At 67.5% G+C, this 15,641-nt stretch carries 15 protein-coding genes; 11 read left to right on the forward strand and 4 right to left on the reverse strand.

Features of this window, described 5'->3' with window-relative positions:
• Positions 1-10: 10 nt before the first annotated feature.
• Positions 11-1,483, forward strand: coding sequence for an MmgE/PrpD family protein (locus tag NTM_RS07195; RefSeq protein WP_163765900.1), 1,473 nt, complete (start codon positions 11-13; stop codon positions 1,481-1,483).
• Positions 1,480-2,019 (forward strand): YbhB/YbcL family Raf kinase inhibitor-like protein, encoded by a 540-nt coding sequence (locus NTM_RS07200; protein WP_163765901.1) that lies wholly within the window; start codon positions 1,480-1,482, stop codon positions 2,017-2,019. Before NTM_RS07195 ends, NTM_RS07200 begins: the two co-directional genes overlap by 4 nt.
• A 2-nt stretch (positions 2,020-2,021) precedes the next feature.
• On the opposite strand, the gene NTM_RS07205 is transcribed toward NTM_RS07200, so the two are convergent.
• Together NTM_RS07205 and NTM_RS07210 are read right to left on the reverse strand one after the other, a co-directional pair.
• Positions 2,022-3,842 (reverse strand): helix-turn-helix domain-containing protein, encoded by a 1,821-nt coding sequence (locus tag NTM_RS07205; protein WP_104864185.1) that lies wholly within the window; start codon positions 3,840-3,842, stop codon positions 2,022-2,024.
• A 49-nt stretch (positions 3,843-3,891) separates the two neighbouring features.
• The gene (locus NTM_RS07210) at positions 3,892-5,298 is read right to left on the reverse strand and encodes a glutamine synthetase family protein (protein WP_163765902.1); all 1,407 of its coding nucleotides are present in this window, start codon (positions 5,296-5,298) and stop codon (positions 3,892-3,894) included.
• Between the two features lie 206 nt (positions 5,299-5,504).
• On the opposite strand from NTM_RS07210, the gene NTM_RS07215 reads away from it, so the two are divergent.
• Complete coding sequence (locus NTM_RS07215) at positions 5,505-6,275, forward strand: creatininase family protein (RefSeq protein WP_232079638.1); 771 nt, start codon at positions 5,505-5,507, stop codon at positions 6,273-6,275.
• Positions 6,272-7,057: an alpha/beta fold hydrolase gene (locus tag NTM_RS07220; protein WP_163765904.1), complete on the forward strand. Its 786-nt coding sequence runs from the start codon at positions 6,272-6,274 to the stop codon at positions 7,055-7,057. The genes NTM_RS07215 and NTM_RS07220 overlap by 4 nt, the downstream gene beginning before the upstream one ends.
• A 22-nt stretch (positions 7,058-7,079) precedes the next feature.
• Here the strand turns inward: NTM_RS07220 and NTM_RS07225 are convergent, their stop codons facing one another.
• Positions 7,080-7,949: an alpha/beta fold hydrolase gene (locus NTM_RS07225; RefSeq protein WP_163765905.1), complete on the reverse strand. Its 870-nt coding sequence runs from the start codon at positions 7,947-7,949 to the stop codon at positions 7,080-7,082.
• Between the two features lie 124 nt (positions 7,950-8,073).
• On the opposite strand from NTM_RS07225, the gene NTM_RS07230 reads away from it, so the two are divergent.
• From NTM_RS07230 to NTM_RS07250, 5 genes are all read left to right on the forward strand, one after another.
• Positions 8,074-8,991 (forward strand): LLM class F420-dependent oxidoreductase, encoded by a 918-nt coding sequence (locus NTM_RS07230; RefSeq protein ID WP_163765906.1) that lies wholly within the window; start codon positions 8,074-8,076, stop codon positions 8,989-8,991.
• Positions 8,992-9,037: 46 nt separating this feature from the next.
• Entirely contained in the window at positions 9,038-10,222 is a 1,185-nt protein-coding gene (locus NTM_RS07235) for an epoxide hydrolase family protein (protein WP_232079639.1), read from the forward strand.
• A gap of 142 nt (positions 10,223-10,364) precedes the next feature.
• Complete coding sequence (locus tag NTM_RS07240) at positions 10,365-11,342, forward strand: methyltransferase (RefSeq protein WP_232079640.1); 978 nt, start codon at positions 10,365-10,367, stop codon at positions 11,340-11,342.
• Positions 11,343-11,382: 40 nt separating this feature from the next.
• The gene (locus NTM_RS07245) at positions 11,383-11,841 is read left to right on the forward strand and encodes a MarR family winged helix-turn-helix transcriptional regulator (protein ID WP_232079641.1); all 459 of its coding nucleotides are present in this window, start codon (positions 11,383-11,385) and stop codon (positions 11,839-11,841) included.
• A complete protein-coding gene (locus NTM_RS07250; RefSeq protein ID WP_163765908.1) occupies positions 11,838-12,653 on the forward strand; it encodes an NAD-dependent epimerase/dehydratase family protein in 816 nt (271 codons plus the stop codon). The genes NTM_RS07245 and NTM_RS07250 overlap by 4 nt, the downstream gene beginning before the upstream one ends.
• A gap of 46 nt (positions 12,654-12,699) precedes the next feature.
• Here the strand turns inward: NTM_RS07250 and NTM_RS07255 are convergent, their stop codons facing one another.
• Positions 12,700-13,368: a response regulator transcription factor gene (locus NTM_RS07255; RefSeq protein ID WP_163765909.1), complete on the reverse strand. Its 669-nt coding sequence runs from the start codon at positions 13,366-13,368 to the stop codon at positions 12,700-12,702.
• 131 nt (positions 13,369-13,499) lie between these two features.
• On the opposite strand from NTM_RS07255, the gene NTM_RS07260 reads away from it, so the two are divergent.
• Entirely contained in the window at positions 13,500-13,781 is a 282-nt protein-coding gene (locus tag NTM_RS07260; protein ID WP_104864178.1) for a GlsB/YeaQ/YmgE family stress response membrane protein, read from the forward strand.
• A 123-nt stretch (positions 13,782-13,904) separates the two neighbouring features.
• Complete coding sequence (locus NTM_RS07265) at positions 13,905-15,635, forward strand: L-lactate permease (RefSeq protein WP_163765910.1); 1,731 nt, start codon at positions 13,905-13,907, stop codon at positions 15,633-15,635.
• Positions 15,636-15,641: the final 6 nt, after the last annotated feature.

The raw sequence follows: 15,641 nt of genomic DNA on the forward strand, positions 1-15,641 counted from the left end.
CACTGGGTGCATGACCACATTCACCGAGCATCCCCCGGCAGTAGACACAACCGGCCACGGTCCCAGCGCCCCCGACGGCCCGACGGGCCGGCTGGTGAACTGGGTGGGCACCCTGGAATGGGACCAGGTGCCCGACCCGGTCCGGACGCGGGCGGCCCACCTGGTTTTGGACGGCCTCGGCTGCGCGCTGGTCGGGGCGCAGCTGCCCTGGTCGCGCATCGCCACGGATGCCGTCTTGGGTGTCGAGGGCCACGGTGCTGCGGCCGTCATCGGGACCGGGCGGACCACCACCCCGTCCGGCGCCGCACTGCTCAACAGCACCTTCATCCAAGGCTTCGAGCTCGACGACTTTCATCCCGTGGCACCGCTGCACTCGGCCTCACTGCTGATTCCGGCACTGCTCGCGACGGCGGCGCACCTGGACCGACCGGTGAGCGGGCAGGATCTGCTTACGGCGGCGATCGTCGGCTTCGAGACCGGCCCGCGGATCGGCTACGCACTGGGCGGCACCGAGATGTTGTCCCGCGGCTGGCATTCCGGTCCGATCTTCGGCGGGATCGCCGCCGCGCTCGCCGGCGGCAAGCTTCGCGGGCTCGACGGCGAGCAGCTCGAGGACGCGGTCGGCTTCGCCGCCACCCAATCCGCGGGACTGATGTCTGCCCAGTACGAGGCGATGGGTAAGCGGATGCAACACGGTTTCGCCGCCCGCAACGGCTTCTACTCCGCCGCGCTCGCGCAGTCCGGCTACACCGGCATCGATCAGGTCCTGGAGCGTCCCTACGGGGGCTTCCTGGCCGTCTACGGCGAAGGCCATCACCCCGAGCCCGCGGCAGTCACCCGCGGCCTCGGCGACGACTGGGAGACCACCACGATCATGGTGAAATCCTGGGCGGTGATGGGCGGCCTGCACGGTGTGGTCGAGGCCGCCCGCACTCTTCGGGACCGCCTGGCCGGCCGCACGATCGACCGCATCGACATCCGCGTCGGCGACGTCGTCTACCACCACGGCTGGTGGCGGCCGCAACGACCGCTGACCGCGATCGGCGCCCAGATGAACATCGGCTACGCCGCCGCGGTCACGCTGCTCGACGGTGTCGCGTTACCGCAGCAGTTCACCGCCGAACGCCTCGACGCCGACGATGTGTGGCAGCTGCTGGAGCGCGTCCACGTCGAATTGGACACCGGCATCGACGAATTGGCACCCATCGAGCGCTTCCAGACACACCTCACGCTGACCTTCACCGACGGCAGCATCGAGACCGCATCGATGATCGCGCCGCACGGCAACCCGTCGGATCCGGTCACCGACGACGAGATCGTGGACAAGTTCCACAACCTGGTCGAGCCCGTCATGCCCGGGGACCGCGCCACCGCGATCCAGCACGCGGTCCTCGGGCTACCGGAGGCCGCAGACGTCGCACCGCTGGTGGAGCTTCTGGCCGGCCCGGTCGGAAGGGCACTGGATCTGAGACGCGGCGCATGAGTAACCTCGGCTGCCTGCTCCGCGGAGTTCGGGCCGGTGGTCACCGCAGCAGGCCGGCGCGGATCGACGTTCCCGAGACGATCGTCGTCACCAGCGATGCCTTCGACGATGGCGGAACCATCCCGGTCGAGTACGCCGGTAAAGGCGTGGGCGACAACCGATCACCGGCGCTGCGCTGGTCCGGTGTGCCCCACGGCACCGAGGCACTGGTGCTGATCATCGAAGACGACGACGTACCGCTGCCCCGCCCCCTGACGCACACGATCGCGATCCTCGATCCCAGGACCGACCACATCGACGAAGGTGCACTGCAACCCATCAGCACCGAGATCCGGTTCATCAAAACCCCGCTTGGACAGGGATGTTCAGGGCCACGCCCGATACCCGGTCACGGTTGTCACCACTACCGCTTCCATCTGTTGGCACTGAATGCCCCGGTGCCCGCGACCGTCGGCACCAAAGGCCGACTCTTGCGGTCGATGAGCGAGCACGCGATCGCTCGCGGCACGCTGACCGGTGTCTACCAGCGGCCCTGACCTCAGTCGTCGCTCGTCGCTCCCGGCGCTCGGGTGCGTGACAGGTGCACCTTCAACGCGAGCTGCAGCGGGAACCACTCCGACGGCTCCATCACGTCGATGCCGCTGAGTTCGGCGGCCCGAGCCAGCCGCTGAGTCAGGGTATTGCGGTGCACGATGAGCTCACGGCTGGCCACGCTCTGACTGCGGTAGTGCAGGAACACCGACAGCGTGTCGAGTAGTTCGGTGCCCTTGACCCGGTCGTACTCGGCGATCCTGGCGATTGCCGTGGCGTACCGATCACGAATGGTGTCCACTCCGGAGACGCGCATCAGCAGCATGTGATGCCCGACGTCGTCGAGGGTGAAGACGCCGTTCGGATTGTCGAGGCGGCTGCCGATCGCCATCGCGTCGCGCGCCTCGGCCAGTGCGCTCCCGAGCTCCGCCGCCGCCGACACCGGCCGCGAAACCCCGAAGGTGACGGCGTGCCCGGCAGCTCGCAACCGGGAACACACCTCCAGCAACGGTATTCGCAGCGCGTCCACCGACGCGTCGTCGCCGTGCCACGGCACGATCGCCACCGTCTGGTGCGGGGTCGAGGAGAACAGGGTGCCCGAGGGCAGCGCCGCGCTGTCGGCCAGCAGCTCGCCGAGTGCCGGGGTGGCCGGGCGCCGCTCTGCCGCGCGTAACGCGACGGTGGAGGTGCTGGCCACCACGAAAACATGACCGGCCGAGGCATCCAACCCGACGGCCGCTGCGCGGGAACGTAACTCGTCGGCGCTGAGCCGTCCCGCGGTCAGATCGCGCAGGAACCAGTTGAGCCTGTTGCGGGAGAACAGTTCATCGGTCAGCATCGCCAACCGGATCGCCAGCGCGGCCTGATGCGCCACGGCTGCGGCCAGGGCCGTCTCGGCGATGGTGAACCGCCGGGCGGTCAGTCGGTAGCAGGCGAGCACGCCGAACTCCTCGGCGCCGACGCGCACCGGGCAGCTCGTCACCGCGCCGGCGATACCCTCGAACGCACGGTTCACCGACTGCGCGGCGCTGTGCCAGTCCGTGATCCCGTTTCGGACGTCCATGTCGACGGTGAGCAGTCGCGCGCGAAGCGTCTCGACCTCGGTTCCCGGCGCATCGGTGCGCACCTTGGTGTGCATCCGGTCCGCACCCGACGGATCGGTCACGAGGGCGACCACCACGTCCACCTCCCCGGCTTCGGCGAGGAACTCGACCGCGTAATCGACGGTCGCGCCGGTCGACGACCCCGAGGCGACCATCGACGCCAACTCGGTGAGGCCGTCGGCCACCGCGCCCAGGCGACGTCCGGCCTGACGTTCCCGCGCGGTGTCGAACACGGGCGCGACGAGTGCCGCCATCCGTTCGACGAACTCCACCTCGCCGGGCTCGAACTGATGACCGGTGGTGGCCCACACCGTGATCGATCCCAGCGGCTCCGCGCGCGAGGAGACGATCGGCACCGAGAAGATCGCGCCGTAACGCTCCTCGCCGATACCGGGGTAGGGCAGAAATCTCGGGTCACCCGCGGGCTCGTCGGGCACCAGGTAACTCTGCTTCGTGGCGGCCACCCAGCCGGTGACGCCCTCGCCGTAGGCCAACCGCAACGCACCCACGTGCTCGGCGGCGGGGCTTTCGGTCGCGCCGGTCAGCACGAGTTCCCTTGTGGCGGTGTCGTAGACGTAGGCGTAGACATCGCGGGTGGTGCGCTGCGCCTGGATCGCCTCGGCGACACCCTGGGCGACGAGCGCCACATCGTCGGTGGAGAACAGGACCTGCGCTATGTGCTCGACGGCGCGCAGTTCCACCTGCGGTAGCGAGTCATCGGGCATGACCCATCGTAATTCTCCGGATCCGTGGCCGGGCAGCATTGCCGGTGACTCAGATGCGGGTCAGATAACGCGCGGTCTCCCAATCGCTGACGGCTTCGCGGTGGCGGTCGCGCTCCCAGATGCGGGAGGCCAGATAGTGGTCGACGAACGCGTCGCCGAACGCGGTGCGGGCGGTGGTGCTGGATGCGAGCGCGTCGACGGCTTCGGCCAGCGAGCGGGGGAGTGGCGGTGCGTCGCCGTCGTAGGCGTTGCCGAGTACCGGTGCGGGCGGCTCCAGTTGGTTCTCCACGCCGTGCAGCACCCCGGCCAGGCACGCCGCCAACGCCAGATAGGGATTGGCGTCGGCGCCCGGCAGACGGTTCTCCATCCGGCAGGCCGCTTCGTCATTGGCGATGGCGCGCAGCGCCGCGGTGCGGTTGTCGGTGCCCCACACCGCTGCGACCGGCGACCAGGACCCCGGCACACGACGCTTGTAGGAGTTGACCGTCGGGCAGTACAGCGCGGTGAAGTCGCCCATCGTGGCCAACTGACCGGCCACCGCGTGGCGCATGAGGGCCGACGGGCCGTCGCCGGACCACATCGCGTTGCGGGCGGGCTGGGCCAGCGACTGCATGCTCTGGTGGATGTGGGCACTGGAGCCGGCCGCGTCCGTGGACACCTTAGCCATGAAGGAGGCGAGATATCCGTGCTGCTCGGCGATCCGCCGCACACCGTTCTTGTAGATCGCCACGCGGTCGGCGGTGGTGAGCACGTCGGCGTGCTCGATGTTGATCTCGATCTGGCCGGCGCCGTACTCGGTGTTGGACGCCAGGATGGGGATGCCGCAGGCGCGCATGCCTTCCCGGATCGCCCCGATGACATGTTCGAGCGCGCTGTGCCGGTTCAGGCTGAACGTCGCGATGCCCGGTGCCGCGGGGGTGAGGTCCCGGTATCCCTTCGCGGCGGCGGTCTCCGGCGTCTCGCGGTAGAGGTAGAACTCCAGTTCGTATCCGGCTGTGAGCTGGTAGCCGAGCGTAGCGGCGCGCGCCACCTGGCGGGCCAGCACCGTGCGCGGGGCGACGGGCACCGCGGAACCGTCGGTGTGCACGACGTCGCACAGCACGAACGCGTGTCCCGGCTCCCACGGCACCGGTCGCAACGTCGTGAGGTCCGGCATCAGCACCACATCGGAATACCCGGTGTGCCAACCGGATAGCGTGAAGCAGTCCATCAACGTGTCTTCGATGTCCCAGCCGAAAACGATGTTGGGGATCGACGATCCACGGGGTGCGATCGAGTCCAGGAAGAAGTCGGCCGGCACGAACTTGCCGCGCATCTGGCCGTCGAGATCGGTCATCCCGAACTGCACGGTGGTGATGTGATGGCGTTCGAACAGTGCACGGGCGGCGTCCACGGCGGAGCCCGCCCGTCCGTTCACCGTCCGGGTCTGCGTGCCGTCAGTGGACACGTCGGTCATCGTCGAACTCCTTCCGAAGCAACGGAGTCACCTGACATCACGACGAACCTAACCCGACTGCGTCGACGCGGTCTGCGTGCAGGGTGTCCATAGTTTCATGGCATGCCGGCCGCAGGCCCCGTTCGGCGACATAGCTTCTGCTCACGGCCGAACCGGTCGTCGACGCCGCGAGCGGAGGATGACGCGGAATGCCCAACTGGTGCGACATGAATCGCGATGACGTGGCGGCGGCCGCACGTTCGGGAGCGGTCGCGGTCCTGCCGCTGGGGGCGATCGAACAACACGGCGCCCACCTGCCCACCGGCACCGATGCCCTGCTGGCCGTCGCCGCCACGGCCGCAGCCGTCGCACGCACCGGCGACGTGCTGCTTCCCGCGGTGGCGTACGGTTGCTCGCTCGGGCACACCGCGCGGTGGCCGGGCACGGTGTCGCTGTCGGTCGAGACGTTGACCGCGATCGTCACCGACATCGGGCGCTGGGTCCTCACCTCCGGCTTCCGCAAGCTTGTGGTGATCAACTCCCACGCCACCAACGGCCCCTCGGCGCAGAGCGCGCTGCTCACACTGCGGCACGAACATCCCGCGCTACGAACCTGTTTCGCATCGCTGTACGACATCAGCGCCGAGGCGCACGCGGGCTACTTCAGCGACGCCACCGATCCGCACGCGAACGTCGCCGAGACCTCGATGGTGCTGCATCTCGACCCGGGACTGGTCATGCTCGACCGCGCGGTCGACGAAGAGGACCGCACCGCTGGGCGTGTGCTGACCTATCCGATGCCCGACGTGACTCACAGCGGCGTCGTCGGCCGACCCACGTCGGCGTCCGCGCAGACCGGCACGGCCCTGTTCACCGCGGTCGTCGACGGAGTCACCCGCCTGCTGGAACGGGTCCGCGCCGAGACCGAACCGTTTCCCGATCGCACGGCGGAGTCGCCGTGGAACAACCAGCACATCCCCACGAAAGGACCGTTATGAACATCCCCTTCCGCAGTCTGCTCACCTGCGCCGCATCTGCTGCGGTGTTCCTCGCCGCGGTCGCTCCCGGCGGCCCGGCGCACGCGCAACCCGGGGAGGTGAAGAACGTCGTGCTGGTCCACGGCGCCTTCGCCGACGGGTCCGGCTGGCGGGGCGTTTACGACGATCTCGTCGGCCGGGGATACCGGGTCACGATCGTGCAGAACCCTCTCACCTCGCTGAGCGACGACATCGCCGCGACCCGCCGCGTCGTCGAACGCCAAGACGGGCCCACCCTGCTCGTCGGCCACTCTTACGGTGGTGCCGTGATCACCGCGGTCGGAGTGGACCCGAAGGTGAGCGGGCTGGTCTACGTCTCCGGACTGGCGCCCGATGCCGGCGAGACGATCGCCCAGCAGTACGCCGACTACCCCGCCCCACCCGCCTTCGTGATCGAGACCGGACCCGACGGTTTCGGGTTCCTGAACGCCGAGAAGTTCAAAGCCGGTTTCGCCGCGGACACCACCGACGAGGTCGCGGCGTTCCTGCGCGACGCCCAGGTGCCGATCAACATGTCGATTTTCCAAGACGTCTTCACCGACGCGGCCTGGCGGACCAAGCCCAGTTGGGCGGTGATCGCCACTCAGGACCAGGCGATCGACCCCAGGATGCTGCGGCAGAGCGCCGATCGGATCGGCGCACAGATCACCGAGGTCGCAGCCAGTCACGTCGCGTTCCTCACCCATCCCGGGGTCGTCGCCGACGTGATCGACAGAGCCGCCAAGGAATCGGGCCAGATGTGAGTGTCGTCAGGGCGCCAGGCGATCAACCGTAGGCTCGGTGCAGGAAGTCGTCGACCAGTGGCACCACATCGTCGAGATGGGTCTCCAGTAGCCAGTGGCCGCCACCGAGAAGATGCAGCGGTGCGCCGGGCAGGTCGCGGTGATAGGCACGGGCCGACTGCTCGGGCATATAGCCGTCGTGCGGACCCCAGACGATCAGCGCGGGAGGCTGCTGCTCACGCAGGTATGCCTGCTCGGCCGGAAACCACGCCAGGTTGGTCGGCTGATCCTCGAGCAGACGGATCAGGTTGGCGATGCGCTCGGGGGTGTTCATCAGCGACCAGTGCAGCGTCCACAGGTCGGGACCGATGCGGTCGGCGATGTCGGCGGGAAGTTCACCACGGAACTCGCTCTCGAAGCCGCCGAGCGTGACGTGCTGGGCGATCGCACGCCGTGCGCCCGGGCCGGGGTTGTTCCAAGACTCCCTGAGGAAGTCGTACTTAGGACCGAAGGTGTCCTCGTAGATGTCGCCGTTCTGGATGACGAGCCCGGCGACTCGGCCGGGATGGGCCATTGCCAATTGCAAACCGAACTGGGAGCCGTAATCGTGGAGCCAGATGACGTAGCGGTCGAGCTTCATCGCGTCGACGAACGATTGCAGGAAGCCCGCGTACGCGGCGAAGGTGTACTCGAAGCTGTCGACGGAAGGCGTTGCACTGTAGCCGAACCCGGGCAGGTCTGGGGCGAGGAGGCGCCATCGGTGGCCGAGTGCGGCCATCAGGTTGCGGTAGACATACGACGAGGCCGGGTAGCCGTGGGGGAGCAGCAGGACGGGGGCATCGGCAGGGCCTGCGGCGCGGTAGAACGTGTCGACGCCGTCGACCGTGATGCGGTGGTGAGTGACGGGGCTCATGCCCGTTCCAACACGACCCGAGCCGTAGTCGTTACCGCCGAGATGGACCGCGCAGCCATGGCCCCGGAGGTGGCCGGCATTGCGCTTCGGGAATACGACCACCCTGTGACCTGTCGTACTAGCCGTGACCGTGAGACTTGGGCTACAGATACCGAACTTCTCCTATGGCCTACCCGTAGGCGAACTCTTCGCGGCGGTGAAGTCGCAGGTGCAGGAGGCTGAGGCCGCCGGATTCGACACCGTGTTCCTGATGGACCACTTCTATCAGCTGCCGGGCTTGGGCGCCCCGGACGAACCGATACTGGAGGCCTACACCACCTTGGGAGCGCTGAGCGCCGTCACCGACCGCGTGCAGCTCGCGACGTTGGTCACCGGGAACACCTACCGGAACCCCACGTTGCTCGCCAAGGAGATCACCACACTGGACGTGATCAACCGCGGGCGCATGATCCTGGGCGTCGGAGCGGGCTGGTTCGAGCTGGAGCATCAACAGCTCGGCTACGAATTCGGCACGTTCGCCGAGCGATTCGAGAAGCTGGAAGAAGCTCTGCAGATCATGATTCCGATGATCCACGGAGACCGGCCGACCTTCGAGGGCAGGTGGTACCACACCGAGAGCGCCATCAACGAGCCCCGGTACCGCGACCATATCCCGGTGCTGCTCGGCGGAAGCGGCGAGAAGAAGACCTTCCGGCTGGCAGCCCGGTACGCGGACCACCTCAACATCATCGCGCCCATGGACGAGCTTCCCGCCAAGTTGCGCGTGCTCGAGGAGAGATGTGCCGAAATCGGTCGTGATCCAGCGACCTTGGAAACCAGCGGCTTTCTCACCGTGGTGATCGACGGCGAACCCTCGGTCGACATGGAGGAAGCTACCGGCGGCCGCGCTGTCCACGGCACACCCCAACAGGTCGCCGAGGAGATCCAGCGACGTGTGTTCGACGTCGGAGTCGACGGGGTGATCATCAACCTGCCGACGCACGGCTACACGCCAGGGCTCGTCACGAAGGTGGGGGAGGCGCTGAGCCAGCTGCCCAGCTGATCGCACGCCAACCGGGGCGCGATTGCCACCAACCGTAAGGGGGGCGATGAACAACAGCCACCGCGGCACCGGCACGCCGGATATGCCGGCACCTTTCACGTGGCACGCCACCGACAAGCAGCTCGCCGACCTCCGCGACCGACTTCGGGCCACTCGATGGCCCGATACCCCCGATGACGTCGGGTGGTCGATCGGTGTGGACACCTCCTATCTGCGCGAGCTCGTCGAGTACTGGGCGAACGACTTCCAGTGGTCCGAACAGGAGGAAGCCCTCGCGACGTCGCCGCGCTTCTCGGTGCCGATCGACGGACTCGACATCCATTTCGTCCACGCCCGAGCCGCGTCGCCTGACGCACTGCCCCTGGTGCTGAGTCACGGGTGGCCCGACTCGTTCTGGCGATACTCGAAAGTCATTCCACTGCTGACCGATCCGGGCCGTTACGGGGCCGACCCGGCCGATGCGTTCGATGTCGTCGTCCCCGACCTACCCGGGTTCGGGTTCTCGCAGCGGCCACCGCAGGCCCTCGACGCCATTGAGGTCTCGCGAATGTGGGCGCGTCTCATGGAGATCCTCGGTTACCGGCGCTTCGGGGCGGTCGGCGGCGACATCGGCAGCAGCGTCAGCCGTTTTCTCGCCCTGGACTTCCCGGATCGTGTCGTCGCGGTGCATCGCATGGACGCCGGGTTGCCGACCGGCGACCCGACGGCGAACGATCTGACACCGGCAGAGCGGCAGTGGATCGCCACGGCAACGACGTGGGGTGCCGTAGAGGGCGGGTACGCCGCGATACACCGCACCAAACCGCAGACCGCCGCCACCGCCCTCAACGATTCGCCGGCTGGTCTGGCCGCGTGGATCGTGGAGAAGCTCCGGGCGTGGAGCGACTGCGACGGCGATATCGAGAGTGTCTTCACCAAAGACGAGATCCTCACCAACGTGTCGATCTACTGGTTCACGTCGACGATCGGCTCGTCGATGCGGATGTACCGGGCGAACGCCCAGATCGACGCCGGACAGCTTGCCCGGCGCATCGAAGCGCCCTCGGGCTATTCGTTGTTCGCCGGCGACATCGTGCGACCACCGCGCGCATGGCTGCACCGAATGAGCAATGCCGTCTACATCAGCGAACCCGCTCACGGCGGGCACTTCGCCCCATTCGAGCAACCTCAGCTCTACGCCGCGGAATTGCGCGACTTCTTCCGTCCCTACCGACATCGCCAGCCCTGGTAGCTGTTTTCCTAGGAAGACGGGTGCCTGTTGCGGGCGCCGCCAAACACGTTGACTCTCCGGTGACAGGGGCAATACCACCGAGCACTGGAGAGTTGTGATGTCGAGTTCCATTCCGGCCGAAGTCGGGGATTACGACCGAATGATGGCACTGCTCACCGGCTACTGGGTCAGCCAGATGGTCAATGCCGCAGCAGTTTTCAACATCGCTGACCATCTCGCGGCCGGGGCGGACACGGCTGATGCGATCGCCGATGCCGAATATGCCGACCGCGACGCCATGCGCCGGCTGTTGCGGTCCTTGGCCTCGATCGGGCTTGTCACGTCCACCGACGGCGCGCGCTTCGGCGCCACGTCCTTGCTGGGCACACTCCGCAGGGACGATCCGAACTCGCTGCGCGGCATGGTGCTCGCGATGAGTGCACGGGGGCACTGGTTGCCCTGGGGGCGGTTCGTGGACGCGGTCCGCACGGGTGACCGGCAGATCAGGGCCGCGCTCGGCTTCGAGAACGCGTTCGATTATTTCGGTGCGAACCTTGATGAGGCCGCCGTGTTCACCGAGGCCATGTCCAACCTCAGCGCCGCTGTGGCGGCCGAGATCGCCCAGGCGATCGATACGGCGGGCGTCGACCGGGCGTGGGACGTCGGCGGCGCGAACGGCGAGGTCATCCGGGCGATGATGCGGGCCAACCCGCACCTGCGCGGGGGCGTCTTCGATCTGCCGCACGTGGTGCCTGACGCGGTCGAGGCCGCACGCCGCGACGGATTGCTCCCTCGCTTCACAGCGACCGGCGGCGACTTCTTCAGGTCGGTTCCGGGCGGCGATCTGTACGTGCTCAAGTTCATCCTGCACGACTGGGATGACGACAGCTGCATACGAATCCTCAAGAACTGCCACGCGTCCCTGCAGGAGGGCGGCCGCGTCGTCGTCGTCGACTACCTCGTGGGTGAGACCGGCGCCGCGGGCCTGCCGCCGCTCATGGACATGAACATGCTCGTCATGACCGGTGGGCGCGAGCGCGACATCGCCGAGTTCGATGCGATCTTCGACTCGGCCGGGCTGCGGCGTACCGGCATCAGCCGGGCCGGTCAGTTCGCCGTCATCGAGACCGTGGCCATCTAGACGATTGACAGTTTGTCTGCCACCTGACATTATTCGTCGGGTGGCAGACAAACTCGGTTCTGGGCGGCACAACACGATCGGTGCGTGGACCAAGCGGTGTTACCTCGCGGCCCGTGCCGCCATGGAGGACGCGCTGCGGCCCTACGGCCTCGGGGCAACCCAGTGGTACGTGCTGTACCAACTCGTGAACGCCGGGCCCACCCGGCAGCGCGATCTGCAGCGCATCCTGCAGGTCGAACGCGCGACGCTGAGCGCCGTCGTCATCACCCTGGTGAAGAAGAAGCTCGTCGAGCAGATCCCCGACGGTCGTGATCAGCGAAAGAAGCTGTTGCGTATCACCGAGACCGGGGAAGCGCTGTGGACTGAACTGCCCGACCTGGCCCGGATTCATTCAGTGGCCTTCGACGGCCTCGATGCCGATGACATCGACGTCGCGATACGGGTGCTGCGCACCGCGACCGAACGACTCGAACAACATCTGGGAAAGGAGCTGTCATGAAGATCCTGGTGACCGGTGCGACGGGTCTGGTGGGTGCCCGACTACTTCCGCGCCTTGTCGAGGACGGCCACGACTGCCGCACCCTGGTGCGCCGGCGCGGGGCCGTGTCGCACGACGTGACAGAGGTGATCGGGGACCTCTCCGATCTCGAGTCGCTCACCCCCGCGGTCAGCGGTGTCGACGCAATCGTCCATCTTGCCGCGGTGTTCCGTACGGCGGACACCGAGCTGATCTGGACGACGAACCGCGACGGGTCCTGCAATCTCATCGCCGCGGCACAGGAGCACGCACCGGATGCGCGCTTCATCATGGCGAGCACCGCGCACGTCTACGGCGCCGAGTGCGCGCGTCCGGGCCGCGAGAGCGACGAGCTCGATCCTGGCCACGCGTACCCGGCGAGCAAGTTGGCTGCCGAAAATGCCCTGCGCAGTAGCGGACTCACGTGGGCGATTCAGCGCTACGGCTTCGTCTACGGTGACGGCGACGGTCATCTGGAGGCGCTGCCGGGTCAAGCCGCCAACGCCAACATGCATCCGGCGCAGCGGATGAGCCTCATCCACCACCGTGACGTCGCGACCGCGACCCGGCTGGCGCTCACCGGGGCCTTCGACGGCCGGATCGTCAACATCACCGATGAGGCGCCGACGTCGATGTACGAACTCGTCGCGATCGCCGGCGGCGCCATGGACCCGTCGTCGCAGCCGCTGGATCACCCCTGGCATCTGCAGATGGACGGTGCGCTGGCACGCCGACTCGGTTTCCGGCCCAGCATGCGCACCATCCACCACGCCGTCGAACAGCAGGCGATGTGACCGAGATCGATTGCTGACAAGTCGATTTGGTGGTCCCGAGGTCTGCTCAGGGGCCACCCTTCCAGTGCTCGATGCGGTGGTGATCGGGAGTGAACCCGTGCTCGACACCCCACAGCACCGCCTGGGTTCTGCTGGCCACGTCGATCTTCCGGTAGATCGTGCGAATGTAGGACTTGATGGTGTTGGGGCTGAGGTAGGTCAGCGCGGCGACCTCAGCGTTGCTCTTGCCCTGCGTGATGAGCGCCAGGATTTCCGACTCCCGGTCGCTGAGCCCCTCCCCGCGGCCCGGCCAGTCGAGACCGACCGCGCTGCGCCCACGCGCCGGGACGTCACTGATCACCATCTCGCCGGCGTGCACCGCCTCCAGCGCAGTGACCAACTCCCGGGCCGGCAGCGTCTTGGACAGATACCCGTGGGCCCCTTTCCGGCGGGCGCTCTCGATGAGTTCGGGGTGAAAGTTCCACGTGTAGACCACAACCCGGCGAGCCCGTGGATTGGCGACCAGCGCCGCGATCTCGTCGTGGTCGGACTCCGGCTGGGCGAAGGAGTCGTAGAGGACGATGTCGACGCTGTCGTCGAGGCTCATGTTGGAGTCGATCTCCGCGACGACGACACGGTCGCGGTAGCGGTCGAACATGTTCGCGACACCCATCAGCACGACGTCGTAGTCGTCGACCAGCGCCACCGTGATGGGAGTGTGCGGCGGCGATGCCATGGGTTCACGCTACCTACCTAAGGGTGTATCGCCATCCCCCTTAAGGGTGGTCGACTGACAGCAGTGTCGAGCAATCGCCCGGCCATCCCGATCCAGCGCCCCGCGGCGCTGCACCAGAAAGGCACGCAGCCATGATCGGACTCATCGTCAGCATCATCGTCGTCGGACTCATCGCCGGCGCCATCGCTCGCCTCCTCGTTCCGGGCAAGCAGAACCTGTCGATCCTGATGACCATCGTTCTCGGAATCGTCGGGTCCTTCGTCGGTGGGTTCCTCGGATACCTGCTCTTCCACAAGGACGCATCGCAGGGATTCCTGCAGCCCTCCGGGATCATCGGCTCGGTCATCGGTGCGGTGATCGTCCTGCTGATCTGGCTGCGCGTCGGCGGCCGGAGTTCGGTCACGCACCGGTAGCTCAGCGCGACCGGGCCGGCTTCGCTGCGCGCGAGGCCGGCCCTGTCGGGTAGCGGCGTTTACCTCGCCGCGGGCCGTGGTAACCGACGCTTGGTGTGAGCCACGCCACAGTGGAGGTAGGTCGTGTACCAGCAAATTCTCGATCCCGTTGCCGGCTCGCTGGGCTGGAGCGCGGCGGTGGCGGCCGTCCCGCTGCTCCTGTTGTTCGTCCTGCTCGGCGCCGTGAAGATGACCGCCTGGAAGGCGTCGCTGATCTCGCTGGCCGTGAGTGTCGCGGTGGCCGTCGTCATCTACGGAATGCCCGTCGGCCAGACCGTTTTGGCGGCCACCGAGGGCGCCGCGTTCGGCTTCTTCCCGATCCTGTGGATCGTGATCAACGCCATCTGGGTGTATCAGATGACCGTCGAGACAGGCCACTTCGACGTGCTGCGGCGGTCGTTCAGCTCGGTCAGCGACGATCAGCGCATCCAGGCCATCATCATCGCGTTCTCGTTCGGCGCCCTGATCGAGGCGCTGGCCGGCTTCGGCACCCCCGTGGCGGTCACCTCGGTGATGCTGATGGCGCTGGGGTTCCGTCCACTCAAGGCCGCGGTACTGGCGTTGGTCGCCAACACCGCTCCGGTGGCGTTCGGCGCGATGGCCACCCCCATCATCACGCTGGGCAAGGTCACCGGGCTGGACGCCGACACCCTCGGGGCGATGGTGGGCCGCCAGACCCCGATCCTCGCGCTGTTCGTCCCGCTGGCACTGGTGGCGATCATCGACGGCCGCCGCGGGATGCGCGCGACCTGGCCGGCGGCGGTGGTGTGCGGTCTGGTGTTCGCCCTTGCGCAGTACGCCACGTCCAACTTCCTGTCGGTTCCGCTCGCCGATGTGGTGGCCTCGCTGCTGTCGGCGGCAGCGGTGGTCGCGCTGGTACGGGTATGGCGCCCCGCCAACACCTACACCGAGCTCGCCGAACCCGAAGCGGTCGCCGTGCGCGTCGGATCGGCCGAGGCCGGCAGCGGCGACGTCCGGCGCGGGGGACCGCGTTCCGCGGACGGACCACGTCCGCGTGGGGGCAGCGGCGGCACCGGGGATGGTCCCGCGCGAGACGGCGAGGTGAAGGACTCCCGCGCCGACGTCGTCAAGGCCTACGCCCCATACGGGATCATCATCGCCGTCTTCGTCCTGTGCCAGATTCCGGCGGTCAAAAGCCTGCTCGACACCGCCACCGTCGCCGGAAACTGGCCGGGGCTCAATGTTGTCGACGCCGACGGCGATCCGTCGACGTTGACGAAGTTCACGCTGAACCTGTTGACCACCCCCGGAACCCAGATGCTGGTCGCGGGACTGCTCACGATGATCGCGCTGCGCCTGTCGGTGCCCCGAGCGGTCAAGGCCTACGGGGTGACGCTGCATCAACTGCGCTGGGCGATCGTCACCGTGATGACCGTCCTGGCGCTGGCCTTCGTGATGAACCTGTCCGGCCAGACGATCACGCTGGGCACGTTCATGGCGGCGGCAGGCGGGTTGTTCGCATTGCTGTCACCGATCCTGGGTTGGCTCGGCGTCGCGGTCACCGGGTCGGATACGTCGGCGAACTCGTTGTTCGGTGCGCTCCAGGTCACCGCCGCCAACCAGGCCGGACTGTCCGAGGTGCTGATGGCTGCGTCGAACAGTTCCGGCGGGGTGCTGGGCAAGATGATCTCGCCACAGAACCTGGCCATCGCCGCCGCGGCTGTCGGCCTCGACGGCAAGGAGGGCGACATCTTCCGACGGGTGGTGCTGTGGAGTCTCGGGTTCCTCGTGCTGCTGTGCGCGTTGTCGGCTCTGCAGGCGTCACCGGTCCTGTCGTGGATGGTGCCGGCATGAGCACCC

Source organism: Mycolicibacterium parafortuitum (genome assembly GCF_010725485.1).
Lineage (GTDB): Bacteria > Actinomycetota > Actinomycetes > Mycobacteriales > Mycobacteriaceae > Mycobacterium.

Coding starts and splice junctions, on each gene's coding strand:
- NTM_RS07240 (WP_232079640.1), top strand. CDS start 10,365: ATGGCACTGCTCACCGGCTACTGGGTCAGCCAGATGGTCAATGCCGCA.
- NTM_RS07260 (WP_104864178.1), top strand. CDS start 13,500: ATGATCGGACTCATCGTCAGCATCATCGTCGTCGGACTCATCGCCGGC.
- NTM_RS07225 (WP_163765905.1), bottom strand. CDS start 7,949: ATGAGCCCCGTCACTCACCACCGCATCACGGTCGACGGCGTCGACACG.
- NTM_RS07205 (WP_104864185.1), bottom strand. CDS start 3,842: ATGCCCGATGACTCGCTACCGCAGGTGGAACTGCGCGCCGTCGAGCAC.
- NTM_RS07215 (WP_232079638.1), top strand. CDS start 5,505: ATGAATCGCGATGACGTGGCGGCGGCCGCACGTTCGGGAGCGGTCGCG.
- NTM_RS07195 (WP_163765900.1), top strand. CDS start 11: ATGACCACATTCACCGAGCATCCCCCGGCAGTAGACACAACCGGCCAC.
- NTM_RS07200 (WP_163765901.1), top strand. CDS start 1,480: ATGAGTAACCTCGGCTGCCTGCTCCGCGGAGTTCGGGCCGGTGGTCAC.
- NTM_RS07220 (WP_163765904.1), top strand. CDS start 6,272: ATGAACATCCCCTTCCGCAGTCTGCTCACCTGCGCCGCATCTGCTGCG.
- NTM_RS07235 (WP_232079639.1), top strand. CDS start 9,038: ATGAACAACAGCCACCGCGGCACCGGCACGCCGGATATGCCGGCACCT.
- NTM_RS07255 (WP_163765909.1), bottom strand. CDS start 13,368: ATGGCATCGCCGCCGCACACTCCCATCACGGTGGCGCTGGTCGACGAC.
- NTM_RS07210 (WP_163765902.1), bottom strand. CDS start 5,298: ATGACCGACGTGTCCACTGACGGCACGCAGACCCGGACGGTGAACGGA.
- NTM_RS07250 (WP_163765908.1), top strand. CDS start 11,838: ATGAAGATCCTGGTGACCGGTGCGACGGGTCTGGTGGGTGCCCGACTA.